General features: G+C 36.7%; 29 protein-coding genes. 12 read left to right on the plus strand and 17 right to left on the minus strand.

The features are described from left to right. Positions 1-27: 27 nt before the first annotated feature. Positions 28-546: a hypothetical protein gene (locus tag CCK98_RS30990; protein ID WP_088090086.1), complete on the minus strand. Its 519-nt coding sequence runs from the start codon at positions 544-546 to the stop codon at positions 28-30. A 657-nt stretch (positions 547-1,203) separates the two neighbouring features. Beyond that, entirely contained in the window at positions 1,204-1,611 is a 408-nt protein-coding gene (locus CCK98_RS30995) for a hypothetical protein (RefSeq protein ID WP_088090087.1), read from the minus strand. A 413-nt stretch (positions 1,612-2,024) separates the two neighbouring features. On the opposite strand from CCK98_RS30995, the gene yjcZ (CCK98_RS31000) reads away from it, so the two are divergent. The 9 genes from yjcZ (CCK98_RS31000) (at position 2,025) to CCK98_RS31040 (ending at position 6,367) form a co-directional block, all read left to right on the plus strand. Beyond that, complete coding sequence (gene yjcZ / locus CCK98_RS31000) at positions 2,025-2,144, plus strand: sporulation protein YjcZ (protein ID WP_088090614.1); 120 nt, start codon at positions 2,025-2,027, stop codon at positions 2,142-2,144. A 50-nt stretch (positions 2,145-2,194) separates the two neighbouring features. Next, the gene (locus tag CCK98_RS31005; RefSeq protein ID WP_088090088.1) at positions 2,195-2,290 is read left to right on the plus strand and encodes a YjcZ family sporulation protein; all 96 of its coding nucleotides are present in this window, start codon (positions 2,195-2,197) and stop codon (positions 2,288-2,290) included. Between the two features lie 167 nt (positions 2,291-2,457). Beyond that, positions 2,458-2,580 (plus strand): hypothetical protein, encoded by a 123-nt coding sequence (locus tag CCK98_RS36635; RefSeq protein WP_256942509.1) that lies wholly within the window; start codon positions 2,458-2,460, stop codon positions 2,578-2,580. 529 nt (positions 2,581-3,109) lie between these two features. Continuing rightward, on the plus strand, positions 3,110-3,238 hold the full coding sequence (locus CCK98_RS31015) for a YjcZ family sporulation protein (protein ID WP_088090090.1): 129 nt from the start codon (positions 3,110-3,112) through the stop codon (positions 3,236-3,238). A 368-nt stretch (positions 3,239-3,606) separates the two neighbouring features. Further along, positions 3,607-3,735, plus strand: a complete 129-nt coding sequence (gene yjcZ / locus CCK98_RS31020; RefSeq protein WP_088090091.1) for a sporulation protein YjcZ — start codon at positions 3,607-3,609, stop codon at positions 3,733-3,735. Positions 3,736-3,802: 67 nt separating this feature from the next. Continuing rightward, positions 3,803-3,898 carry a YjcZ family sporulation protein gene (locus CCK98_RS31025; RefSeq protein WP_088090092.1) on the plus strand — a complete coding sequence of 32 codons (96 nt, stop codon included), beginning with the start codon at positions 3,803-3,805 and terminating at the stop codon, positions 3,896-3,898. 167 nt (positions 3,899-4,065) lie between these two features. Then, positions 4,066-4,188, plus strand: coding sequence for a hypothetical protein (locus CCK98_RS36640; RefSeq protein ID WP_256942510.1), 123 nt, complete (start codon positions 4,066-4,068; stop codon positions 4,186-4,188). 444 nt (positions 4,189-4,632) lie between these two features. Beyond that, entirely contained in the window at positions 4,633-4,761 is a 129-nt protein-coding gene (gene yjcZ, locus CCK98_RS31035; RefSeq protein WP_088090094.1) for a sporulation protein YjcZ, read from the plus strand. A gap of 275 nt (positions 4,762-5,036) precedes the next feature. Further along, positions 5,037-6,367 (plus strand): IS3 family transposase gene (locus CCK98_RS31040; protein WP_088087180.1). Its coding sequence is split into 2 segments (ribosomal slippage): positions 5,037-5,409 and positions 5,409-6,367, totalling 1,332 coding nucleotides; the frame shifts between segments, so codons are not numbered across the junction. Between the two features lie 63 nt (positions 6,368-6,430). Here CCK98_RS31040 and CCK98_RS31045 read toward each other — a convergent pair. After that, complete coding sequence (locus CCK98_RS31045) at positions 6,431-7,138, minus strand: GntR family transcriptional regulator (RefSeq protein ID WP_088090095.1); 708 nt, start codon at positions 7,136-7,138, stop codon at positions 6,431-6,433. Between the two features lie 88 nt (positions 7,139-7,226). Further along, on the minus strand, positions 7,227-8,636 hold the full coding sequence (locus tag CCK98_RS31050) for a glycoside hydrolase family 1 protein (protein ID WP_088090096.1): 1,410 nt from the start codon (positions 8,634-8,636) through the stop codon (positions 7,227-7,229). 611 nt (positions 8,637-9,247) lie between these two features. Here CCK98_RS31050 and CCK98_RS31055 point away from each other — a divergent pair. Both CCK98_RS31055 and CCK98_RS31060 read left to right on the plus strand, forming a co-directional pair. Next, the gene (locus CCK98_RS31055; RefSeq protein ID WP_088090097.1) at positions 9,248-9,637 is read left to right on the plus strand and encodes a YmaF family protein; all 390 of its coding nucleotides are present in this window, start codon (positions 9,248-9,250) and stop codon (positions 9,635-9,637) included. Positions 9,638-9,848: 211 nt separating this feature from the next. Then, positions 9,849-10,115 carry a hypothetical protein gene (locus CCK98_RS31060; protein WP_373408516.1) on the plus strand — a complete coding sequence of 89 codons (267 nt, stop codon included), beginning with the start codon at positions 9,849-9,851 and terminating at the stop codon, positions 10,113-10,115. 103 nt (positions 10,116-10,218) lie between these two features. On the opposite strand, the gene CCK98_RS31065 is transcribed toward CCK98_RS31060, so the two are convergent. From CCK98_RS31065 to CCK98_RS31075, 3 genes are all read right to left on the minus strand, one after another. Continuing rightward, positions 10,219-12,153, minus strand: coding sequence for a beta-propeller fold lactonase family protein (locus CCK98_RS31065; protein WP_088090616.1), 1,935 nt, complete (start codon positions 12,151-12,153; stop codon positions 10,219-10,221). 60 nt (positions 12,154-12,213) lie between these two features. Beyond that, positions 12,214-14,316 carry a hypothetical protein gene (locus CCK98_RS31070; protein WP_088090098.1) on the minus strand — a complete coding sequence of 701 codons (2,103 nt, stop codon included), beginning with the start codon at positions 14,314-14,316 and terminating at the stop codon, positions 12,214-12,216. 119 nt (positions 14,317-14,435) lie between these two features. Then, the gene (locus CCK98_RS31075) at positions 14,436-14,966 is read right to left on the minus strand and encodes a hypothetical protein (RefSeq protein WP_088090099.1); all 531 of its coding nucleotides are present in this window, start codon (positions 14,964-14,966) and stop codon (positions 14,436-14,438) included. A gap of 533 nt (positions 14,967-15,499) precedes the next feature. On the opposite strand from CCK98_RS31075, the gene CCK98_RS31080 reads away from it, so the two are divergent. Then, positions 15,500-15,655: a DUF1540 domain-containing protein gene (locus CCK98_RS31080; RefSeq protein WP_088090100.1), complete on the plus strand. Its 156-nt coding sequence runs from the start codon at positions 15,500-15,502 to the stop codon at positions 15,653-15,655. Positions 15,656-16,098: 443 nt separating this feature from the next. Here the strand turns inward: CCK98_RS31080 and CCK98_RS31090 are convergent, their stop codons facing one another. The 10 genes from CCK98_RS31090 to CCK98_RS31135 form a co-directional block, all read right to left on the minus strand. Further along, the gene (locus CCK98_RS31090) at positions 16,099-16,926 is read right to left on the minus strand and encodes a hypothetical protein (RefSeq protein ID WP_088090102.1); all 828 of its coding nucleotides are present in this window, start codon (positions 16,924-16,926) and stop codon (positions 16,099-16,101) included. Positions 16,927-17,328: 402 nt separating this feature from the next. Beyond that, a complete protein-coding gene (locus CCK98_RS31095; protein ID WP_088090103.1) occupies positions 17,329-17,649 on the minus strand; it encodes a multidrug efflux SMR transporter in 321 nt (106 codons plus the stop codon). 39 nt (positions 17,650-17,688) lie between these two features. Further along, entirely contained in the window at positions 17,689-18,018 is a 330-nt protein-coding gene (locus CCK98_RS31100; protein ID WP_088090104.1) for a multidrug efflux SMR transporter, read from the minus strand. A gap of 29 nt (positions 18,019-18,047) precedes the next feature. Then, a complete protein-coding gene (locus tag CCK98_RS31105) occupies positions 18,048-18,920 on the minus strand; it encodes a Cof-type HAD-IIB family hydrolase (RefSeq protein WP_088090105.1) in 873 nt (290 codons plus the stop codon). A 132-nt stretch (positions 18,921-19,052) separates the two neighbouring features. After that, complete coding sequence (locus CCK98_RS31110; protein WP_088090106.1) at positions 19,053-19,835, minus strand: DeoR/GlpR family DNA-binding transcription regulator; 783 nt, start codon at positions 19,833-19,835, stop codon at positions 19,053-19,055. Positions 19,836-19,862: 27 nt separating this feature from the next. Then, positions 19,863-20,876 (minus strand): ABC transporter ATP-binding protein, encoded by a 1,014-nt coding sequence (locus CCK98_RS31115; protein WP_088090107.1) that lies wholly within the window; start codon positions 20,874-20,876, stop codon positions 19,863-19,865. Then, positions 20,876-21,748, minus strand: coding sequence for an ABC transporter permease (locus CCK98_RS31120; protein ID WP_088090108.1), 873 nt, complete (start codon positions 21,746-21,748; stop codon positions 20,876-20,878). The genes CCK98_RS31115 and CCK98_RS31120 overlap by 1 nt, the downstream gene beginning before the upstream one ends. Beyond that, a complete protein-coding gene (locus tag CCK98_RS31125) occupies positions 21,745-22,683 on the minus strand; it encodes an ABC transporter permease (RefSeq protein ID WP_373408517.1) in 939 nt (312 codons plus the stop codon). The genes CCK98_RS31120 and CCK98_RS31125 overlap by 4 nt, the downstream gene beginning before the upstream one ends. Positions 22,684-22,708: 25 nt before the next feature. After that, positions 22,709-23,542: an alkaline phosphatase family protein gene (locus CCK98_RS31130; protein ID WP_088090110.1), complete on the minus strand. Its 834-nt coding sequence runs from the start codon at positions 23,540-23,542 to the stop codon at positions 22,709-22,711. Continuing rightward, entirely contained in the window at positions 23,532-24,644 is a 1,113-nt protein-coding gene (locus CCK98_RS31135) for an ABC transporter substrate-binding protein (protein ID WP_088090111.1), read from the minus strand. The genes CCK98_RS31130 and CCK98_RS31135 overlap by 11 nt, the downstream gene beginning before the upstream one ends. Between the last annotated feature and the right edge of the window lie 125 nt (positions 24,645-24,769).

The following is a 24,769-nucleotide window of genomic DNA, read 5'->3' on the forward strand; positions in this document are numbered from 1 at the left end:
TCGGACTTTATTTTCCCTCTTCCCAGTTTAATCATTTCTATTTGTTTTCCAGCCTATATTAATGGAATCATCATGGAAAAACTCAATTATATATTTTTGGACAGGGCAATAATAATACATGTCGCTTCCTAGCCAAATAATTTCATCAAATTTGTTCAATAACTCTGTTGTTAATCTCGTTTTTACACATGGATAATCATCATAACCCCAAAAAACATATATCGGGCTGGAGGAATTAAAGCCTTTTTCTTTTAAAAGTAAAGGAATGCGGCTAATGTCTTTTTCATTTATTTCCATTCTATTAACTGAACTGTCGGCCCAGTCAATTCTATTCCAAAAAGCAATGGGAAAGGTTTCACCCATGTCCTCTAGGATTAATCTAGTTTCGTTTGTATCTAGAATTTCATATTCAATTTCATCCCCAAATGCCTCTTCGAATGCCTGTCTTACAGTTTTTTCTTGTAACTTTGCGTGTTGCAGCATTTCTTTCTGCTTTTGAACCTTTACTAGTTCCTTTAACCTCGCTTGTCGCTCATCTTTGTTCACAGTTACACTCTACTCCTTTTTTTGCACTTCATTAGGCAGCGTTATATTTTAGTTGATGGTCTTATCACCATGATCAGTGGAACCACTTTGAGTAGTAGGTGGACTAATTCAAAGGTGATAATTACCCATTTATGATGTCTATAACAGAAGATAGGATTTTCAAAATCAATTTCTCCAGGGGAAGAATGCTACAATAACGAATTGTAACTTTCTTCCTTTTTAGGATACATGATATGGTGTGACTTGGATATGAATTTTTAATGAATAACAACCTACAAAGTCAACCGGATGCATCTGGCAGCGAAAGGTGCTAAGCTATATAGCTACTTTTCCTAATTCACATATAAAACGAGCAGTTAACCATACTTTGCTCTTGTTCCTGAAATAGTTTTTTAATCGCCCTTTTAGGAAAGGGTGGTTTTTGTTTTGGAGGAAATCGGGAGATTTCCTTAGCACTATCAAGGATTGGAAGACTCGAACTATTCCATTGCTGTGTCGATGTTTTCTGAGTCTGGGATTCGTTTTGGAGCCAAAGATAGGTTGTAACGGAGCGCGAGGTACAGCAAACGTAGATCGAGTTCATTTTAATAAAACATAGAAAATACCTACACTTCAAATGTAGGTATTTTCTATGTTTTTAGCCATGGCACTAAAAAGCTACTTTTTAAATTTTTTTCCTATTTTACTGAAAAAGGGTGTGATCTCTTTAAGTAATGGTTTATATTGTTTGGTTGTCTCTAATAGGGTGTCATAGGTTTCCATAAGTAAGTCAAAATCCACATTGTTCATAAAGTTTTCTATTTTACTCTGGGTGTTTTGCGTCTGATGCTGCCTGTTTTTATGAGCTGTTGTAGGTTCCTTTTTTCTACGTCCAAAAAACCAATCATCGTGACGATTTGATCTGGTATCGGTAGATAATTGTTCGTTTGTTTCCGGACTTTCTTGTGCATGATTTTCGTTTTCTTTGTGTGTTTCTCTCGATTTACGATTGCCAAATATGAATCTTGAAATAAGGTCCTTTTCTCTCGTCGGCTTTTGTTTTTGATGATGATTCTCCCCGTCCACTAACTTCTTCCACCTCGCTTTTATCCTCTCTTAGATAAGCTATGATTGGTTTCGTTTCAAAGTGTGGATACTTGGACAAAAAAATAAAAAAGCAGGCATTTTAATTATTTTTTAAAAATTTCAACCCTTTGTCAGCGCTTGTCCAGTCCTCTTTATTCTTTTTGCATAGCTTATTAGGGAGAGACAGGAATCTCTCATCCGCCGTAAAGAACAGACATATTATTACCTCCTAAAAGGAGCGGATGACACCAGCATTCGCTTCTTTTTGTTTTTTACCGGTTGATCAAAATTACTGTACTCTTGCGGATTTTTATAACAAACGGGAACTTGTCCAATCATGTTTCTTTGAAATAAATATATTAATTGTAGGGATGGAAATTACTCCCTCAAAAACGAAAGGTGGTGAAGAAGATATGGGCTATGGATCTGGCGGTTACGATGGTGGTTACGGCGGTGGTTATGGCGGTGGCAGCACATTTGTTTTAATCGTTGTATTGTTCATTCTATTAATTATCGTCCTTGCGGTAACTTAGTTTTTCTTCATTTGAGATTTAAAGAATAATTTTAAAATGGGGTGAGATACATGAGTGATGGATCACATAGAAACTCAATGGCTTTAGTCATTGTACTTTTCGTATTGCTTATCATTATAGGAACTTCTTTCATGAGTGGCTACTAATTTAAAAAAGTGACAGGTCACTTTTTTGAAGGAGCGAAGGACAGGTTGAAATAATCTGTCCTTTTTCCAAACATAAATAAACAGAATACCTCGTATTCTGAGCAGCCTGCAAGAGAAGGGAGGAAGAAAATTGCCTAATTCACTGATGAGATTCAGGGGTCAACCTATTGAAATTAGAGATCGTTCTGGTAGAGTTCACCGTGGATTCATGGATGGGTTTGATGGTCGAAGAAGAGGCGTGTTTATCCGGGATGGCTTTAGAAGAAGAAGATTTATCCCCTTCTTTTTAATCTTTGCTATTTTCTCCAGAAGACGTCGCATTTTCTAATAATCGACTGATCTATGAATAAACACAATGAAAGGAAGAGCCTATTATGGGCTCTTTCTTTTTATGGGTTTTGTTTTTTAGTCTCCTTTATTTTAATGCTATGTTAAACTTGGCTGTTGATTGCAGCGAAGGGTGCTTCGCTTTAAAAATCAACAATGACCTTTAACACAGCCTATTTTAAAAGAATATTCATTTTCAAAAAATTTTTCTAACCTTTCTCAACGCTTGTCCAGTCCTTCTTATTCTTTTTGCATAGCTTATTAGGGAGAGACAGGAATCTCTCATCCGCCGTGAACAGACATAGAATCACCTTTGGAAGTAGCGTATGTCATAATGCATACGCTTCTTCTTGTATTTCTTAAGAAAAATTACGGTACGATGGCGGATTTCTTCAAAAATACGGAGCACGTCCAATCACATTCTCTTGTAAAAAATATAATAATGGTGAGATGGTAATTAACATCCTCAAACTAAATAGGTGGTGAAAAGATATGGGATTTTGCGGTGGCAGTTACGGCTACGACGGTGGCTATAGCGGTGGTGGTTATGGCGGCGGAAGCACCTTTGTATTAATCGTTGTATTGTTCATTCTATTAATTATCGTACTTTCCACATGTTAGTTTTTTGGGACAAATTGTCCAAAAATAAAAAAGCTGCATAAAACTCCTTTAATTTGATTACATTTTTTTAAAAATTTCATACCTTTCTCAGCGCTTGTCCAGTCCTCTTTATTCTTTTTGCATAGCTTATTAGGGAGAGACAGGAATCTCTCATCCGCCATAAAGAACAGACATATTATTACCTCCGAAAAGGAGCGGATGACACCAGCATTCGCTTCTTTTTGTTTTTTACCGGTTGATTCAAATTACTGTACGATTGCGGATTTCTTCAAAAATACGGAGCATGTCCAATCACGTTCTCTTGTAAAAAATATAATAATGGTGAGATGGTAATTAACATTCTCAAACTAAATAGGTGGTGAAAAGATATGGGATTTTGTGGTTACGATGGTGGTTACGGCGACGGCGGTTATAGCGGTGGTTATGGCGGCGGTAGCACATTTGTTTTAATCGTTGTATTGTTCATTCTATTAATTATTGTTCTTGCCGTAACTTAAGTTTTTTGGGACAAACTGAACATTCATTTGAGATTTTAAAAGTAATTTTCAAAATGGGGTGAGATACATGAGTGATGGATCACATAGAAGCTCAATGGCTTTAGTCATTGTACTTTTCGTATTGCTTATCATTGTAGGAACTTCTTTCATGAGTGGCTACTAATTTAAAAAAGTGACAAGTCACTTTTTTGAAGGAGCGAAGGACAGGTTGAAATAATCTGTCCTTTTTCCAAACATAAATCAACAGAATACCTCGTATTCTGAGCAACCTGCAAGAGAAGGGAGGAAGAAAATTGCCTAATTCACTGATGAGATTCAGGGGTCAACCTATTGAAATTAGAGATAATTTTGGTAGAGTTCACCGTGGATTCATGGATGGGTTTGATGGTCGAAGACGAGGCGTGTTTATCCGGGATGGCTTTAGAAGAAGAAGATTTATCCCCTTCTTTTTAATCTTTTCTATTTTTTCCAGAAGACGTCGCATATTCTAAAAATCGACTGATCTATGAATAAACACAATGAAAGGAAGAGCCTATTATGGGTTCTTTCTTTTTCGTTTTTTTTAGTCTTCTCCATATTAAAATAATATTCATTTTCGAAAAAACTTTTCTTACCTTTCTAAACGCTTGTCCAGTCCTCTTTTTTCTTTTTGCATAGCTTATTAGGGAGAGACAGGAATCTCTCCGCCGCCAAGCACAGACATAGAATCACCTCTGGAAGAAGCGTATGTCATAATGCATACGCTTCTTCTTGTTTTTATCGGTTAGGAAAAATTACGGTACGATCGCGGATTTCTCCAAAAAAGCGGTGCATGTCCAATCACGTTCTCTTGTAGAAAATATACTAATGGTGAGATGGTAATTAACCATCCACAAACTAAATAGGTGGTGAAAAGATATGGGATTTTGCGGTGGCGGTTACGGCTACGACGGTGGTTATAGCGGTGGTGGATATGGCGGCGGTAGCACATTTGTTTTAATCGTTGTATTGTTCATTCTATTAATTATCGTTCTTTCCACATTTTAGTTTTAGGGACAATCTGAACATGTTCATTTGAGAATGAAATCGTCATTTTCAAATGATCGATCGGAAGGAAGAGCCTAGTATGGGCTCTTTCTTCCATTATGTTTATTTGCGAAAAGCATATGTGCACAGTATTAAAAAAACGGTTAAGCACAGGAGTTGAACTATAACCCGAATAATGGACACTTTATAAAAAGTCCCTTATTCGGGTTTTTCTGTGTCCATTTCACAAAAACCCGTTTATAATCAAACTCAATGATGTGAGCGGAGGACATATAATGAGTAAAATTATTTTTAATGAAATTCAAATGAAACTACTAGAACAGAATCCAAATGTACAACACGTATCGGATCGTTCTATCGCATATAAGCCTGAATTTAAGGTAGAAGCAATTAAAGAAAATTCAAATGGTAAAGGACCTGCCCAAATTTTTATTGAACATGGATTTGACTTAGAAATGATTGGGTCTGATAAACCTAGTGAATGTTTAAAACGCTGGAGGAAAACATTTGAGCAGTTTGGGGAGGATGGTTTCTTCACAGAAAGGCGTGGAAAAGCAAGCACTGGTAGACCCTCTTCAAAGCCTCTTTCAGTTGAGGATAACTTAAAGAAAGCTGAAGCACGAATTAAATTCCTAGAAGCGGAGCTTGAATTCTTAAAAAAGTTAGACGAACTAGAAAGGCAGGCGAAGAAGAAGAAAAAGTAACCGTTTCAGAGAAGTATATGCTTATCGAACAAACTATTAGAAAGTTTGGGCTTATACATATGGTGAAATTCCTCTGTAAGAAGGCAGAGGTAAGCAGAAGTGGATATTATGCTTGGGTAAAGGCTGAAAGCATGCGGTCTGATCGAGAAGAGAATGATTGGAATGATTATGAGTTAATCAAGGAAATATTTGATAAGAAAAAGGGTTTCGCTGGAGCACTTACTATCAAAATGATTTTAGAGAATGACTATTTTGTGGAAATGAATCACAAAAAAATCCGACGGATTATGAGGAAGTTTAATTTAGTGGCAAAGGTTCGCCAAATTAATCCTTACAAAAAAATGGCTAAAGCTACCCAAGAACATAAGACTCTCTCTAACCTATTAAATCGAGAATTTGACCAAGGTGAGCCTGGAAAAGTATTGCTAACGGATATTACTTATGTGTACTATGGAGCAGCGCAACCGGCTTATTTGTCTTGTGTAAAGGACTCCTCGACAAGGGAAATTGTTGCTTATCATTTGTCCAGAACATTAAAGATGGATCTTGTTTATTGTACATTGGATAAACTCTCTGTAGCACTTGGTGATCTAGTTCATCCGGAAGCTATGATTCACTCAGACCAGGGATTCCATTACACGCATCCAGAATTTCAAAAAAGAGTGAAAAAGCTAAAGCTTACTCAGTCTATGTCCCGTAAGGGAAATTGTTGGGATAACGCCCCAATGGAATCATTCTTTGGTCATTTAAAGGATGAAGTAGATTATTCTTCATGTCAGAGCTTTGAGGAATTACAGGGATTGATAGGAACCTATATTGAGGAGTACAACACCAACAGATATCAATGGAGCCTAAATAAAATGACTCCGGCACAATACCGGAGTCACTTATTAGCAGCTTAAAATATTCGGTCTTTTTTTAGACTGTCCATTTTATGGGTCACAGTTCAGAGTCTTAGCCGTTTTCTATTTAAAATTGATGCGATTTAAGATTTTTGCTTTTTGATAATGAAAGATGGATTGAGATAATTCAAAGATGGTTCCATTCGTTAAACAGACTGTATTTTCAATAATTAAGGCTGGATCGCGCGGATGGACCTGGAGCAGTTCCGCACTGGCTACATCGATTTTCTCGCAGTTGATGACTTTGTCCGCAAAACCAATCGTTAATTTTAAATCGTCGATCAGGTAACTATAAATAGAACTCGAGGCGATCTCTTCGTTTAAGTAGGGGACAATGTCTTTTTTAAAATAACTGATTTCAATCGAGAAGGGTTCGTTATCTACGATGCGGAGCCGCTTAATATAATAAAGCTTGGTTCCAACTTCACAACGCAATTGTTTTGCTTTCTCTTCATCGGCTTCTAGCACGTGTAAATCAAGAATTTTCGTCTCAATGTTCTTTGAAGTCAAATCTTTTGTTAAGCCTCTAAGACTGCCTAAATTGATCGTATCGGTTTCGGATTTTTCCCGTAAAAACATGCCGCTGCCCTGCACCTGATAGATGTGGCCGCGATTGACGAGCTGATTAATGGCTTTCCGAATCGTATTTCGGCTCACTTCAAATTTTTTTAGCAGCTCTTCTTCTGTCGGCAGCTTTTTCGTTTGATCGAATTTCCCATCCCGAATGTCATGTTCTAGTTGATCCGCTATTTCTTTATATTTTACAGCCATATAATCTCCCTATTGTTTCGTTCCATTATTTAATGACTTTATTATACATCAAGCCTCCTGATTCATATCAAGAGGCTTTCTTTTTTACTTACAGCTCTTCGCCTCTTGTCTCAATGATCTGCTTATACCAATGAAACGACAGCTTTTTCTTTCGGTTTAAATGATCCTGGTGATCGACGTATATGAATCCGTATTGCTTTTTATAGCCGTTTAACCAGCTGAGGAGATCAATGACAGACCAGGCGTAATACCCTTTTAAATTTATGCCTTCTTGGATGGCACGCTTAATCACTTTTAAATGCGCCTCAATATATTTAATCCGGGGCACATCGACGATTTCGCCCTCAATGATCGGATCCTCATCACCGAGTCCGTTTTCGGTTACATACATTTTAATATCACCATAACGCTCTTTTAACATATGAAGACCGTCTAAAAATCCTTGCGGGGAGATTTCCCATCCCCATTTCGTATAGGTTTTATCCTCCATTTTCACGGTCCGATAAAAGCCATCAAACGATGGGTTGCCTGGAGTCAGCGTCGATGTTTCTCGTGAATGTTCCATCGATGAAATGGCTTCGTGATTTTTTTCGACGCGAATCGGCTGGTAATAATTCAGGCCGATAAAATCATTTTTTCCGGCATTTCTTTTCAAAGTAGCTAGTTCTTCGTCTGTCCAGGTTGGCATCCAGCCCTTTTCCTGTAATTGCTCGACCACGTAAGTCGGATATTCGCCTTTTAAAATCGGGTCATAATACCAAAACGTTTCATATTCATTGGCATGCCGAGCCGCTAGGACATTCTCCTCTTGATCATCTACGCTGTAAGCGGGTAAGAATACATGGGTAATCCCAATCTCGCCGTAATGATTCAGCCCCTTATAGACTTCAACGGCCTTTGCATGGGCATAAAACACGTAATGTGTCGATTGAAAGTATTTATTCTCATCGTTTTGGATCCCAGGCGGATGCGCCCCTTTTAAATAGCCTAAGCCAGTAAACATCACCGTTTCATTGAAGGTAATCCAATGTTTGACGCGGTCGCCGAAGGACCGAAAACAAATTTCCGCATACTTGACGAAGGCTTCCGCTGTTCGCTTATTCGTCCATCCCCCGTCTTCTTCCAGCGTCAGCGGCAAATCCCAATGATACAGCGTAACAAATGGCACAATCCCATACTTTAAACATTCATCGATGACATTGTTATAAAATTCCAGGCCCTTTTCATTGACTTCACCGTCTCCCGTTGGCAAAATACGTGCCCATGAAATCGAAAACCGGTATGACTCCAGCCCCATCTCGGCCATTAATTGAATATCTTCTTTGTAGCGATGATAATGGTCGATCGCTACATCCCCATTGGTGCCCTCATACGTTTTCCCCGGAATCTTTGAAAAGACATCCCAATTGGTTACCCCTTTACCGTCTTCATTCCACGCTCCTTCTATTTGATAAGAAGCAGAAGCCGCGCCGAATAAAAAATCATGTGGAAACTTCATTTATTAGCCCTCCATTTTTATACCGACTTATTAAATTTATTACTATCTATTATATTTATAGGTACAAATATTAATGTGATTATATACCGTTTTTTAATTTTTGACTAGAAAAACTTCCTGGATAGTATCTACTGAAAGGGATCATTAAATCCGAGTGCGATTTTTTATAATCCTGCTGAATGGTTGAAGATGAAAATAAAAAAGAGGAGACTCTCTACTTCGAAGTCTCCTCTTTGTCTGCTATTCAAATGATTTGGCTGTCTCAATTAAATCCTCTTTGGACAATTCCTCACTTTTTCATTTTATCTGCCGCTTTTCGATTTTATCGGCCACTTTCAACATTTTATCAGCCACTTGTCTTTTTCCTGTCCCAAACCTCCTAAAAAAACTAAAAATCCAGGCGTTCAGCCTGGATCTGGTTATTGTCTTTCCCTTTTCTCAATACCTAAACCAATAAGTTACCCTTTTTAATAAAAACCCTAGTCCAGTCCATTTAAATGGAAAGGAAGCCTACTCTGGGTTCTTTCTCATTATGTTTATTTAAAAAAAGGACATGAATGATTTAGATTTTTCATAAATTGTAAGAGCTATTAAGAAAAGGGGGAAAAGATATGGAAATTCCGGTTACTGGGTTTATCCTTCATTCAAGTGATTCAAATATGGATTCTGAGCATTCTCACATATTATATCTTACGTCTTGGAACGGCACTCCCATTCATAGACATCATTTTTCTGGAGTGACCTCATTTATGGGAGGGCATGACCATAAATATGCAGGGACAACGGAACCTGCCCCTACTGGTGTAAAACATACTCATAAATACTTTACCGTGACTTCGTTAAATGATGGCCATAAACATGAAATCCGAGGCACTACAGGTCCTGCGATTCCCTTACCAGGTGGAGTTGGACATTATCATAATTTTCACGGAGTAACGACAGTGAACGGAGCCCATCCTCATTCACATAAATATAGTGGTACAACTAGCCCTAGCTCCTAGGGAATGTTTCAACACATTAAAATGCCGATTTCCTGTTGGTTAAGGAATCGGCTTTTTTTATCTTCTTTCACTGAGGTACCCGTAAGCTTAATAGGGGTACCACTCCAACTCATTTCTCTTTTAATTTTCCACTATCCGTTTCACCCATGATACAACACACATAGACTAATGATGACTTTACAAATTATTTATCTAGGGAGTTGACTGTATTTTGTATAACCCTTACCAATACAATCCTTATCACATTAGTCAACAGCAGCAGTATAGCCCACACCATTATAAACACACAGTATTAAGAAACATTGAACCTCTTGTTCAGTATGGATTACACGAAGCCCAGCACACTTCTTTTCCTCATGCCTTACGAGAGGTTGCTGCTATTACGTACCTTATGGGTATGGGATACGAACCTACCGTAGCCCGCAAGATCGTTGAGTCTTGGGAAATCAACGAGGCATTTTATCCAGGGCAGATATGATTCCTACCCTTTCAAAAGGGTAATGAAGCACCGTTTACACGGTGCTTTCTTGTAAAATTTACATGATTTAAAGGTAGCTCCTTGTCTATTTTTTGATTACCCTCTATTCTATAGAACGTACATATTCGGCTATTTTTAAAATTTCACCGTCTGTAAACGTAGGCTTTCCTTCATATCGAATTCGCTTAATAACCTCTTCAATCGTATTAGCACTGCCATCATGCAAATAAGGTGCACTTGCCCATACCCCTCTTAATGTTGGAACATCAAAATGAAGAGTATCTCTTGGGTTTGTAAAACCTTGTCTAGCGTTACCTTTAGATGGTTTATCTAACGGATTAGTCGTACCGATATCATGCAAATAATTAGTATTGCTAGTTGTCAAATGACCTTTTTCATCCATAGCCTTAACGCTATCTGTAAATTGAGCCCCTGCATGACATGCAATACATCCTGCTTTCCCTTCAAACAATTTTCTTCCATCCTCTGCTGTAGAGGTTAGGCTTCCATCCTTAGTACGATAAGGACTTTTTGGGACTGGGAATGAATCAGGATCATCGAGATAGGCAAACATCGCATCATACATATGCTCGACATCATTTGGGAGTGGTTTTCCCGGATCAAATTCCATCATGCCACCCATTTCACCCTGCACAGTCAATATATAATCCGTAAAATCATCACGACTGCCATCCCACATAAATAATCCGGTTTTTGTCGTTAAAACATTGCTTGGAACTTCTCTTGGTCCTTTTGGTGTCATTAAAGTAAGTCCATTTGTTTCACCATCAGCATGACAAGAAATACAACTCATCCAATTATTCCCTGTAATTCCTGTCGCAAACTCCTCGCTATTGGCACTATAAAAAATCGTTTTCCCTTCTCTTACTAGTGGGGACAGAGGATCTTTTGATATCAACTCAAGATTTTCACCTTTCATTTTTGCACGAGCGTATGGACTGTTTCCACCTGTAGAAATCTCAGCAAGATCATGACTCATAGCGTTGTTAACATAAACGGTTTCGCCATCCGGTGAAATCACGGCACCTCTTGGATTATTTCCTTCAATTCTTCTTAGAATCTGCGTTGCATTGCCACCACGTTTTAAATCAAACACAACGAGATCTTCACTTCCAGACATGACAACATATGCTTTGTTTCCGTTTGGATGAAAGACGACATCATAAGGATTTGAAGTAATGATTGTGTCATTCTTTTTATCTGTGATATTTATTTCTTCGAACAATTCTTTCCGTTCATCAACCAACTCTTCATCAGTCGTTAAATCAATGACAGAGATGGCTGGGAAGATCGTTTCTTGAAAGTGAACTGGTGTATCAACATTTGTTAACAAGTGAGGAATCCAAGCTTTTTTTCCATGTGGATCAATCACAAATTGTTCTAATGTATTTGGAATCCCCTGGCTTTTTTTGCGATCGTGATTATCTGGTGAATCGGCAAGGGCAATTACTTTACTTATTTTTTCAGTTTCGGTATTAATCACACTAATTTTCGCATCTAAATAATGCGGAACATATAACTTTTGCCCTTCTGCCGTAATCGCTAATGTTCTAGGTCGATCGCCGACTTTAATCTCAGACTCAACTTTTTTATTCGTTAGATCGATTACTGATATTGTACTAGATCGATAGTTTGCAACATACAGCTTTTTACCGTCCTGATTTGTTACAACACCATATGGTTCAATTCCGACATCAAGAGAATCAACCACTTTTTCTTTTTCAATTGATAGGATGTCAATTTTATTGTCATACCTACAGGAAACATACAATAAACTTTCATCTGGTGAAAGGATTAGCTGCACAGGGGATTTTCCGACTGGTATTTCAGCTGTCACCTTTTTTGTTTGACTGTCAACAATGGTAACTGTATTTACATCAATATTGGCTATATAAATGGTATTACCAGCCTTATTCATAACAATATTGTTGCTGTTAACAGCATAGTCCCGAACAACTCCTGGCTCTTTCTCGTTTACTACTTGTATTCCTTCCTTACAACCAACTAACGCCCCCATCAATAGGAGCGTTAGCCAGAAAAGGGCAATTTTCTTCACGATTACCTACCCTCTTTATCTTTATTTTTTTACTTCAACAGGTACAAGAACAGGTGCAATGCCGTATTTACCATGACCAGCTTGAGTTTGTGGAACTTGATCTCCATCTGTGTTTCCAGACTTATCACCATCAATGTAAAAATCACCTGTATCCCAGAATTCACTTGCTTGCATTCCTTGTTTAAGATCTGGACCATCTATGACAGTTTCATAAAAATCAACATATCGTGAAATAATGGTTTCCACTTCTAATGCTTTTGGCTGTTTTTCATCACCTTCCATATTGCTTAAGTTATTAATCGCGACACGTAAGACAGCAGATACTCCACCTGCAGTAAAGGCATCATATTTCATTTCGCCTTTCACAGTTTCATAGGCTTTTGCCTTATTATCCCAAAGCATTTCATCCATTGCTTGATAAACGGTACGAGCAGCATTACGATATTTTTCATCCTTTGTTGCAAGATATGCTGCTGTTAAGCCGCGAACGGCCCCAAGTTGTGCATTTAATGTTGTTTCCTTATCTGCACCTTTACCGAATGTATAGCCTTTTGCAACTAAGCCTGAATCTGTCATCAGTTTATCAATGATAAAATCAGCTTGTTTTGTCATTAATTCAATTGCACGTTTGCCTTCAGCTGTATTTAATCCTTCAGCGTCTTCTGCATTTGCATATCCAACTGGAAGACCATCAATTGCACGCTGGAAAATACGAAGTGATTCCATTGTATAGCCTGCATTAAACGTATCTACATAATTTCCTTGCTCTTTACCATTATTTTCAGCTACAAATGCACCTTCTTTTTCATTAAAGTGCATGGCATCAATGTTTTTAAACACATGAAGCAGTACGTCACGGTTTACAGAGTATGGATCGTTTACAGTTACATCGTTTCCTGCATTGTTATCAAGATTTACTTTAGGCGCAGCAGGATAAGGATCACTGTCAAAAAGTGCTCGGAATGATGGCGCGACATTTTTATTTTCTGGACGCTGATCTGTCGTGCCGAAGAATTCAGATGAAGGCCAAAGCATTAACCATTGATCTGTTAAAATACTGCGCGCATCTGTTACTTCTAGTGACTCGGCATTAGGGACGTCTGTATTTCCGTCTTCTTTTACTTGGATTGTATGAGGTAAATAAACATAGCCTTTTGATGGATCATACTGACTTCCAACACTCGCAGGAAGTAATTTCTGATCATTTGCCTTGTAAAATAAGTGATTACGAACGTAATTTAATTTGTTCCAAATTTCCTCTACTAGGATGGCTCCCTGCATACCATCTGCTGAGCTGACACCAATAGCAACGTTTTCATCATGATCATCAGTAGGTGTTTCACCTTCCAATTCTTCATCACCGTCTACAGTATGAAACCCACCCATAAAATCTCCAGCCCATAGAGCTTGTTTTAAGAATGCCCCCCCATATGCTGCTGGATTTAATACTTTATCCATTTTATTACGATCCCATCGAAGGGACTTAAAGTTAACTTGATATTGAGGAACGTATGTATTTTCTTCCCCTGAAGCATAGTTAGAAGTATCTACTTCTTGAATATAATGAGGATCACCTTTTGCATATTCAATAAAGGTTGGAAACATATTCCTATGAATCTCTTCACGAGGATAGCCAACTGCATCAGCTAATTTATAGAAACGCTCTGCTAATAATTCTTGTGATTCTTTCCCCTGCTTTTTAGCTAATTCCTTGACAACCGGACCATTAATTAAATGTAGCCCTAACCCTGATTTTTCTACAACTTCATACATTGCTTCCTCTGAATATTCATACGATTCAATTCCTGCTGTATAATCAAACTTTGTGGGCGAATCTAATTTTTTTGGATCAAGAACATCCAGATCAAGTCCTAGTCCCTCTACTAAGGGTTCTCCTGAAAGTTCAAATTCTGCATAGGCGAACATGTTCCCTGCTGTATCAAACGTATAATCTGTCACAGGTACTCTTACAGAAGCGTTCGTCACTTTCTTACTTACTTGTTGCTCTTGTTCTGATGTTTTTTCCTCTTTAGCAACTTTCTTATCGCTCGTACATCCAGCAATTAGTACTAAAGTGGATGCAAGTGCGATAGATGACATCACTTTCCATGGCTTGTTTTTCATAATAATATCCCTTCAACATAATAATTTTATCTATCATCATAATAAAATAAAAAATAAATTGATTAATAGCTAATAAACGACTATTTTTTAAACTAATCTAAAGAAAATCTTCATTTTAATTAAGAAATTTTCTTAATAAGCCATTTTGGTGTCGCAGGCTCTTCTACCTTTTTGTTTTTAAAAGAAAGCTTTTGATCTATTCCAAAATATCGGTCTAAACTGAAAACATAACTACTTTGTATAAAAAATAAAATTGCAAATGCGCTTGTATAAAGGGTCAGACTTATTAAATTCATATTTCCTGAAAGAATAAAATTCACATGCATAAAAAGACAAATAAAAACAGAAGGAATAATCATAAATCCAACGATCAAACATATTCCCAAAATAATTTGCACAATAGGAATTGTATCATTGAAGAACATAACATGATCTAATGCTACATGTTCAATGAAATACTTATAAAATTCTGGAACATTTGGTTTTTCTACTGCAGTTAATAAATAATGTTCAATAAAAACACCGGGTTCACTAAACCAGTGCTTTTCACTAATCTTCGTTACACCTGCTAATAGCCATCCTACACCAAAAAGAATACGCATAATAGTTACCAATAATTGCAAGACCACTTTATTAATTAATGTACTCATTATTATCACCTCCTACGAATCTATTAAGATATTCCATAAAGAAAGTGATAATGATTATCATTTTCGTTATAATCTTATACTTAAATGATAATCATTGTCAATCAAAATTGAGTGAAAATTACATAATCTATGCTATAATGACAGATTTAATAGTTTAAAATAGAGTAGTATAAATATAAATTGTAAGAATAAGGAGAAAAAATGGATCGATTTAAAAACGTTTTAATTATTTCTTTTTTAATAGCAAATATTATCGGACTTTGTGTTTGGATTTTTTCTATATTGAAATAGAAAAATTCCTTTATTAACAGCCGCCTTGAAAAGTTAATTTCTTAATGGTGTAACCTTACTCCACTAACCTGAACCGTTATCTGAACAAAAAAAAAGAGCGACTTTTCAGTCACTCAAAAAAATTTTTTCTTTATAAAAATATATAAAAGCGTTATCTAATTAGAAATTTTGATGTTATTTTCGTCAAAGCGTATCATCCAAAGTTCATTCGTCAAAGATAAGGAAAAGGAGGTGTGATACGAATGGCACAAGATGTACTTTGTGAAGTAAATAACTGTTCCTACTGGGGCAACGGAAACAAATGCAATGCAGATGCTATTTATGTAGTCAGTCATAAAGGCAAACAGGCATCCAGTAGTGAAGAAACGGATTGCAAAACATTTGTTCCAGAAGTATAATTTTCGTTGGGATAGCCTTTTTATGGTTATCCCTTTAATATTTGTAGTATTGATAATAATAATCATTTTCATACATGTTTATGGATATTTCTTATTTTTCTAATTTTATTGGAAATAGGAACTGAATAGAAAATATTTATATTTGCTTCCTGTTTACAAAATATACAGGGACTTTTATACAATTTGCTTATTTCTACATGTGGGACGTCAAGACCTTTTAGTGCCTTTTTAACATGGTTTTTACACACCATTACCATATAGAGACCTCACTTTCCTTGATCTATAAATAAATATATGTGCTGTATAAAACATTTATCATCACTCAAATGTTGCTGACATGTACACATTTGAATTTTTATGACAAAAAAAGAGCAGCATTTCAGCCGCTCCGATGTTATCTCTTTCTTCTTGTTTTCGCTTGAAATACCTAAATCTTAAGCAGATTAAACTCCAATCGCTTCTTTATTTGCATTCGATTCTTTGAATAGCTGTTCCCACTGTTCATATAGGCTTTTAGCTGTCTGATAATCATCGATATCCGCTTTTATATCTTCCTGTAATTTCTCTTTTAAATTGCGGCATGATGACTCCCATTCCTCTAAACTTTTTATATCAAAAAGTTTTGAAAACCTTGGTTTCATACTTTCCCAATTAGAATAAATGGTATTACACCATTCCAACAATTCTTCACGGTATTGTAGTTCTTCGTCTAAATCCACATATTTATCTGAATCAACCTCAATCTCCTCTTGATAAGCAGCCCTTTCCATTAATCCTTCATGGAATGGTTGTTCCTCTTCCCATTCAAAACGGTGATTGGAACCGACTTCAATCTCCTCTTGATAAGCATTCGTTTCCAATAATTTTTCATGGTATGGTTTTTCGTCTTCCCATTCCAAACGTTGATTAGAATCGACTTCAATCTCTTCTTGAGAAGCAGCCCTTTCCATAAATCCTTCATGGAATGGTTGTTCCTCTTCCCATTCCAAACGTTGATCAGAATCGACTTTAATCTCTTCTTGATACGCATGCGTTTCTTTGAATAGCTGTTCCCACTGATCATATAGGCTTTTAGCGTTCAGATAATCATCGAAGTCCACGTTTAAATCTGACTGTAATTTCTCTTTTAATTGACGGCATGATCCTTCCCATTCCTCTAGACTCTCCATATCATAGAGCTTGGTAACCTCTGGTTTCATACTTTCCCAATTAGAATAAATGGTATTACACCATTCCAACAAATCATTACGGTATTGTTTTTGTTCTTCCATTTTGAAACATTCCCCTCACCAAGGTTATTTATTTTTTCTTATCCTGATTATAAGGACCACAAATTTATACTATGTTCCACGATTGTCCTAGGTTAAGACATTCACCCATAGATAAATAACAACATGACGTCAGTAAGAAAACTAAGTGGGCTATTTCACCTTTTCTAAAAAAGATTAAATCCTTATAAAGTTTATTCAAATTCAAAACTAAGCCGAATTTGTTATAAATAAAACGCCACTCAAGAACAAATAGCTAAATAAAAATGCCCACATCAAGTTGGGCATTTTTTTTAAAAGTTTTTAAATTTAAAAGTGAAAAACTTGTTTGGAGATGAAACCTTCGGAAAGTATTCCCGAAGTCTTCTTTACATAATCTACTTATTGCCATTTAAAACCTTGATCTTAATGTCCAGAAGTTATTTTAATACCTGCAGCCCCTGTAATAATACACATAATCAATAGGATTGTTCTTAAACTTCTAGGTTCTTTAAAGAAGATCATTCCTGCTAAAACACTTCCAACAGAGCCGATACCGGTCCATATTGCATAGGCAGTCCCCACTGGAAGAGAAGTTAATGACAAAGAAAGAAAATAAAAGCTTAAACTCCCAAAAAAAAGACACGCTACAGAGGGGAGCAATTTTTTAAACCCGTCTGCACGTTTCAGGCTTATAACACTACCAATCTCGGCAAATCCGGCTATAAGAAGAAAAAACCAAGCCATTGAATCATCTCCTAACCTTGTATAAATCATATTTTTTCATTAATGTTTAGGTTGTGCTGGACTAATTTTTATTCCAATTATCCCCAATATCATTAAAGTTACAAAAAATACTTTCAGTGGATTAATAGTCTCTCCCCAAAAAAGCATCCCAGTTACTACTGTTCCCACCGTTCCCAGTCCAGTAAAAATGGCGTAACCAGTTCCCAAGGGAATTGAATGTAAAGCTTTTGAAAGTAAAAAGAAACTAAAAAGTATAATAACTACCGTTACTATACTAGGGAAAATTTTGGTGAATCCGTGTGAATATTTAAGACCGATCACCCAAACAATTTCCAAAATTCCTGCCATTATGATATAGATCCATGCCATTTGATTGCTCTCTCCTTCGGCATTGACACTTATTTTTGAACCACGAAGTTCTCCATATATCGATAAATCGCATAAGCTACCCCATTCTCATCATTTTTAAGGGTTGTCGTTGTACAAACAGCTTTTATGACATCTTTCGCATTTCCCATCGCTACACTGTATCCAACTTTCTGGAACATGGATAAATCATTGTTGCTATCCCCGATTGCCATAGCCTGATCTAAGGAGCCATTCATCGAGAAAACCAATCTTTCAAGTGACATCCCTTTTGAAGCTCTTTTACTAGTCATTTCAATGTTATGATCAGCAGATGAAACAACCATCAACTCATCAAACTTTTTGAATTGGTTCCATGCTTCCTCTACTTTCTTTTTATCAAACGAACATGCTAAAATATTATAAAACTCTTCCTCCTGTTTTAAGATATCATGATAGTTTTCAACTAAAACATATCCAAACTGGTCAAATTGCCTTTCCGCTACTTCAACTAATTCTTTCATATCTGTATCCAAATCAGCACTTTTCAAACTTTGAATCTCATTATAGAAATGTTCTCTTCCCTCTTTAAGAGTATAAATGGCTTTATCAGTAAACACTTCGTAATAATAATTCCGTTCATCTAACCATTGGAGAATAGCTTCGACACGATCTTTAGTTATCGTAATAGAAGAAATGCACTTTCCGCTTTTTGAATGAATGGTTGCGCCATTTGTCCCGATTACAAATGGGGTAATCCCGGCTTTTTCACAAATTGTTTGAACGTCAAAATAAGCCCGTCCTGTTGAAATAACTACTTCAAAGCCTCTATCTTGGGCATATTGAATCGCCTTTATATTTTCTTCACTAATTTCATTCTGGTCGTTTAATAATGTTCCGTCTAAATCTATCGCAATGAAACTCATACTATATATCTCCTTTTCCCATTTTATCTATTAAATTTTCTTTCTAGTTTTTTTACCTGCTTTCAATAAAAATCTAATCAAAAAAGAGAGAGAACTCCCTCATCCGTCTCGATATGTCCTTTTATGGATTGACTATGCTTGAATCCAATTGATTTCCTCTAATTTTGAATGATTTCTCCATTCCTCTGGAAATGGTTGTTCGCAGACAATCACATCCACTTTTTCTAGAGGACAAACTTTACAAAATGTATCGACACCTATTTTAGAGTAATCTGTTAGCAATACAACTTGCTTTGATACCTCGACCATCTTGCGTGAAACTAATGTTTCATGTAAATGATAATTACTAACCCCACTTTGAATAGAAACACCACCAGCTGAAATGAACGCTTTATCAATATTAAATTGATTTAACATTTGTTCAGTGAGACCGCCGCATATAGATTGCTGCTTTGGATCAATTTGACCACCTAGTAATAGAATTTGTCCTGTAAACTTATTTTGATTAAGCGATTCGGTCAACACAGACGACACAGGAAGAGAATTGGTTAAAATCGTAATGTCTTTTTTATTTTCAATACACTGCGCAAATTCAAGCATGGTTGTCCCTACATCAATGACAATCACATCTCCGTTAGAAATGAGTTCTACTGCTTTTTTCCCAACCTTAACTTTCGCTTCTTGATTCACAGTTGTACGCTGTGTGAATGGAGGTTCCTCAAATTGAAAGACTGTTTTAATCGCTCCACCGTAAACTCTCTTTAAAAGTCCTTTTTCCTCTAATATCATCAAATCGCGTCGAATTGATTCCACTGAAACATTAAATTGATCAACTAATTCTATAACTTTTACTTTTCCCGTTTTGTTAAGTTCTTTTAAAATTTCGTTCCTTCTTTCTTCTGGCAAAATAGACATATTTCTTCCCCCGTGATCATTAATAATTTAAAAAATAATGCATTCTTTTTTCGGTACAAGAATATGAACGCGTGCTCCTTGCTCCAACATTTTCCCTCGGTGGTGAAGATAGTCTACATGGAAAGGGGACTCCTCTGTTTCTACTTCATATCTTAAAACATTCCCTGTCATGGAAACATCTTTAATAAACCCTTTAATGCCCCAGTTCTCCTGTAAATCCAAGCTATCCTCACCAACAGAAACTAATTGTAAAACTTCAGGACGAATGGCGACTTCATTCCCTTTTAATTCTGTGCTGCGAACAAGTTTACGGAAAACTTCCATATTACAAACATTGTAATTTCCGATAAATTTTGCAACAAATGTATTGACTGGAGAGGTATAAATTTCTGATGGAGAACCGGATTGTACAACTTGTCCTTTATTCATGACAAAAATTCGATCAGACATTGTCATTGCTTCTTCCTGATCATGCGTAACAAAAATAGTAGTAATATCTAATTCTTTTTGTATTCTCTTTAATTCTTTTTGCAAACTTTTTCTAATTTTAGCATCCAATGCGCTTAACGGCTCATCCAAAAGCAGTACTTTCGGCTCCATGACAAGCGCACGGGCAAGAGCAACCCTTTGCTGTTGTCCACCAGATAATTGATGAGGATAAGACTCTTCTTTTCCTATTAAATCAACCATCTCAATCATCTTTTTTACTCTTGATTTAACATTTTTTACCTTCTTCATTTTAAGGCCGTACGCGATATTATCAAAAACGCTCATATTTGGGAAAAGCGCATAAGACTGAAATACCATACCGACTTCACGCTGACGCGGTGATAAATTAGTAATATCTTTTCCGTCAATTAAGATTGTTCCTGCATCAAGGCCTTCAAGCCCCGCAATGGAACGTAATAATGTACTTTTTCCACAACCGCTTTGCCCAAGAAGTGTAGCAAATTCACCTTTTTTTAATATTATAGAAATGTCATTTAAAACGACTTGATTTTCATACCCCTTAGTCACTTTGTCGATGGTTACATAGCTCATTATTTTTCACCTTCTAAAGCAGTATTTTTATGACAGTATTGTTTTTTAAAAAATGAAAGAATTCGCTTCTTATTTGACACGACAGGATTTTTTTCGTTTCTAAACGTAAGTTTTAATACAGTCCCCGTTAACAGTAAAATCATTGAATAATAAGTAATAACAATTGCACTTGTTAAGTGACCGCTGCTGTTTAGTTTGTCGGCAAGATAAATTTGGATGGTTTCAAATCGGCCCCCGACAAGCAAATTGGCAAAAGCAAACTCACTAAATAAAAGAGCGACTGATAATAGGGTAGACACTAAAATACCAGATATAATATTTGGAAACACCACTGTGCGAAACGCCTGGAATTTTGTAGCACCTAGTAATTCAGCTGCATCAACAAGCTGTACAGCATTAAGCGTACGAAGACTGTTACGAATACCTTGATACATAAACGGTAGAATGGTTATGAAATAAGCACCAATTAAAATCCAAGGTGTTCCGGCAATTTGAATCGGTCCATCTGAATATACCTTGATTAATCCAACAGCTCCAACAATGGGAGGAATTCCATAAGGAAGCATAGCTGCTGCTTGAAGCAATCCTTCCCATTTACTGAAATATACTGTGATGATAAAAATAGTCGGAAGCATAATAACAACACTAAGACCTACAGACATGACAATTAAAAACAGCGTTCTTCGAAAAGCATCATAAAACCGTTCATCTTGAAACAATTCAATATACCATTTCATTGTATAACTCTCAGGTAAAATGGTATGATCCCATTTACCGGCAATAGAGAATAATAATGTTCCTACAAGTGGAATTAATAAATACATAACTAGTAATCCCACAATCACTTTATGAAAAGTCAATGAAGATTTCATCGTAAATCCCTCCTAATGCGACGCATCATTCGTTCATTGAACCACATCGCCCCTATCATGGTCGCTGCTAGAAGAACTCCCAACGCACTGCCTAGCTGCGGCTTCAATGCAACGTCACTAGAAACTAGAGAGGCAATTTGCAATGACAATAAATTATAGTTGCTGCCGACCAATGCATAGGCTGTAGCGTAAGCTCCCATCGCATTCGCAAACAAAATACTGAATGTACCTACAATACTAGGTAAAAGAACAGGAATCCCAATGTGAAACCAAAATGATAATGTTGACCCTCCTAATAATGAAGAGGCTTCTTTCCATTGTTGCTTAATTCCTTGATAAGACGGGTAGATGAGCATAACAGCAAGCGGAATTTGAAAATAAATATAAACAAGAATGAGGCCTGTCCATGAATATAAATTAAAATCTGCAAATACATCCCAACCAATCTTAGAAAAAAGCAATGTAAACAACCCATTGTTTCCAAGTAAAATAATATATGAAAATGAAAGAGGAATCCCCTCAAAGTTCGACGTCATATTGGCAATCATCAGTAAACGATTTTGTATTTTTTGTGAGAACTTTGTAAACGAATAAGCTGCAATGACAGCTATAATCACAGAAGTTATAGCAGCAAATAAGGAAATGACAAGGCTATTTTGAATGGCTTGTAAGTAAAATTTACTTTTAAATATGGTTGTATATTGATCAATCGTAACTTGAATTCCATCGTCTGCATAAAAACTATTTTTAATCATTGCCACTAATGGCCCCAGTTCAAATCCAATCACAAGCATAACAAATGGCAGTAAAAGAGCTAATAAGTAAATTTTTTGTTTTTTTATTTTTCGCAAGACTTCTCGCTCCTCTATGTTCACTAACAATTTGGGAATTGGTTTAACATTACGTTCGTTAAACCAATTCCAGTCAACCTTCATTCTAATGTTGAAGAGGGTATCTTTTCTAAATGGAAATTTTTCCTTTCAGACCTGGCAATTGATATGAAATCATTTTATTGGACGGCTCAATATTTAAAAGTTCACAAACTAGTGGTGCAAAAGCTAATTGCGGAACCACTTCACTGTAGACGCCAGGCTCAACTTTTGGACTAATGATAAAGAGCGGTACATCACGCTCACCATCAGTTGTGCCGCCATGGTTGCCATATTCACTCATTCCATGATCAGATGTAATTAAAATGTGGTAACCTTCTTTGATCCAAATTGGCAAAAGTTGTGCCAACAAGCTTCCCATTTTTAAGATTTGTTCACGATATTCTTTCGATTCTGAACCGAAAATTTCCCCTTTTACATCTACACCGAGCGGATGGATATATAAAAAGTGCGGGTCATACTTTCTGCGCAAGGCTTCTGCGTCCATTAACACATGACTATCTGGATAGTCATCGTCCCAATAGAATTTTCCATATTGAATCGGCTTAGACTCATCCTCCTGCTCACGATCTTCAATAAAATGGAATGGCGCCCGATTATAAAGTTCGCTTACCCAGTAATACGATACCGTTCCGTTCCTTAAGCCGTTTTCTTTCGTAAGATGAAAGAGACTTTTCTCGGTAGATAAGCGAACGGCTTGATTGGACGTAATTCCGTTCACTGAAGCCGGTGTACCCGTTAGTAACACTTCATATAATGGGCGGGAAAGACTTGGGAGTTCCGACTTTACTTTGTATAGTGCCGCCTGATTTGTTTCAACTAGATGTTGAATAAATCCAAGAGCCTCACATGCTTTATCATATCTCATACCATCAACAACAATTGCTATTACTTTATTTGACATGGACTAACACCTCTTCTTGCCAAAGCTGCGGTAAATTTTTAGCCGTTTCTTCCCATGCTTTGTAATCTTCAATTGGTTTTGCATTTTTGTACTGTTCTTCTGGAACCATTTTTTCAGCTACTTCTTTCGGAAGTTCTACATCGCGAATTGGACGGGCAAACCCTTTAGCTAAGTTAATTTGTCCTTCATCACTTAAGATATATTCTCTAGTTGCCATCGCTGCATGCGGATGCTTTGCAAATTTGTTAATAATAGTTGCGTAGCCGCTTACGACTGAACCTTCTCTAGGAATGGTTACTTCAAATTGATCACGTTTAATTTGATTAGCGTAACCAAGGGCATTGAAATCCCAAACAAGGGCAACTTCCACTTCACCTTTTTCGATGTTAGCCGGCTTGGCATCAGTTAAGCTAAGGCGGCCTTGCTTGGCAAGCTTAGCAAAATAGTCAATTCCTGGTTGGAGATTTGTTTCATCACCGCCGTAAGCGATGGCGGCTGCAAGAACGGCCATTTGGTTCTGTGTACCACGCTGAACATCTCCAACTGTTACTTTATAATCTCCTTTTAATATGTCATCCCAAGATTTTGGCGGGTTATCTACTAATTCTTTATTAGTAAAGAATGCAATTGTTCCTTGGTAGCCAACAACCCAATCCCCGTTGTCATCTTTTGCCCAGTCAGGTACCTCGTCCCAATAGGAAGTTTTATATGGAATCGTTAATTCTTTTTGTTCCGCGATTGGCCCAAAGGAAATCCCTACATCGCCGATATCAGCTGTTGCATTCTCTCCTTCAGATTCCATTTTGGCAATCTCTTCGGCACTGGATAAATCTGTATCATTGTGTTCCAATGTATATTTTTTCATCACTTCATTCCACGTTTCTCCCCAGTTAGCCCATGAATCAGGCATACCGACACTATTAATTGTTCCCTCTTCTTTTGCCTTTGTTTCAATTTCTTTCATGGTTAACGAACTTGGATCCTTAACAACTGGAGCAGCCTCCTCTTTAGTAGCTCCACAAGCAGCTAATCCTAGTACACTCACTCCTAACATCACAGCTTGAATAGACTTGTAACAATTCTTCTTGAATGTGTAATTCATAAAAAGTGCCTCCATTTAGTGTGGAATTTTTAATGTTTATTACTGTTTGTTACAGATTAATCATAATTGGACAATGTTAATTCCACATAAATCCAACGTAAAGATTTTGTAAATCAGTATGTAAA

Origin of the sequence: Bacillus sp. OV166 (assembly GCF_900177675.1) — a bacterium.
Classification (GTDB): domain Bacteria; phylum Bacillota; class Bacilli; order Bacillales; family Cytobacillaceae; genus Neobacillus.